The sequence below is a fragment of the Komagataeibacter xylinus NBRC 15237 genome (genome assembly GCF_001571345.1).
GTDB classification, from domain to species: Bacteria; Pseudomonadota; Alphaproteobacteria; order Acetobacterales; family Acetobacteraceae; genus Komagataeibacter; species Komagataeibacter xylinus.
Genome location: NZ_BCTP01000122.1, coordinates 1 through 1379 on the forward strand (window position 1 = coordinate 1; position 1379 = coordinate 1379).

1 pseudogene is annotated in these 1379 nt (G+C 57.5%); it reads right to left on the reverse strand.

The window, feature by feature from the left end:
- Positions 1–633: 633 nt before the first annotated feature.
- Positions 634–1379: pseudogene (locus GXY01S_RS16675) on the reverse strand (hypothetical protein); the annotation flags it as partial.

Below are 1379 nucleotides of genomic sequence, written 5' to 3' on the forward strand. Positions count from 1 at the left end.
TTAAATCGCTCATGCTTCATAGCTGAACCAGACCAGAAGTATTCAGCAAGGCGTCAGTCGCCGGGAGCTTACCTCGTTCGCGCGGGCACTGAACGACTACCGGAACCAGTCCAGGGCGGTGAGAAGACGGCGATAGAGGCGATTCTCAGGTTTCGAGTGCGTCGCGAGACTGACGTGACGGAAATAACCTCGCTCCCCCCATGAATTTCCACGGCAAGGACGGGCCTCATGACCGTAAACCGGAGGGAGCATGGACAGCGGAACAGGTGGTAGATTATTTTCTGCAGCGGCTATTCAGTGAGGACTTATACATCTTGTGTCCGGACAACGAAGTCACATCCGAAATGGATATGCGCCGCATCCAGTGGTCGGCCGACGACATGATTCATAATCGTCCAGCACTCTCACGCTGGAACCCGGCTTGGGCGCAAAAATTTACGCAATGGATGAAGGAAGCGTGAGCTTTCGGATGATCAGTTCCGGGCATCGCGAGCTCTGAACTTGACCTGCTTGCAGATTGGTTCTCTGGTCTGATCGCCTTGCAATTGGAGGCCGTGCACGCCTCAACTAAAGCGTCCGCTATTAAGAATAGTAGACACAGACCTCATATGACCGACATGAGGCGTAAGCCGACTATTTCCTGAGCCTGATGATTCCGAGTTCGTGCCACATCCACCCAAAATCGTAGGCAGCCATGGCACCGCCACTCCCTTGGGCGTGGACCGTAGTGTTTTCGATATCCTTCAACCAGATGGCCACCTTTTTACGCCCTGAGGCTGTCTGGACGGCCTGACGTGGCGTCATGTCCCCCAGAGCCGGAACAGGCTCATCAAGCACCTGCCGATAGTGCCGCTCCAGCATCTGCCCGATAATCCGGGCTTCCTCCTCGGGCGGGATCTGCAGTTCTGGCGAGACCTCACGTCCATGCGTCCCCCGGTCTTCCATCGCCTGCACCGGCGTCATGATCTGCGTGAGCGGAGCACGCACGAGATCTCCCAGACCAGCCTGCAGCATGGCACGGCCACGTTCGGCACGCTCTTTCGAGTTCACCTGCAGCCGCAACTGCCGCCCCTTCAGATCCAGCGTGCCCAGCACGATCGCACCATCATCCATCTCGGTGCGCAGGAACCGCCCGTTTTCATCTCGTCCAGCCTTGCCCACGGGATTGCTCATCGGCTCTTTCAGCCAGTTCCAGAATGACCGGTTTTCAGGTCGCAGGGCCATGATCCCGTCAAGCACGTCCGCCACTATCTTCTGTGTCACGCCCTTTGCCAGCGGGAAACATACTTCGTGGAAGACCAAATCCTCTCCGTCCCCATTGAACAGCGCTGGCCCCTCCATCTGCCGGGCTGTGTCCTCCAGTGTCCGAAACAGCCAGG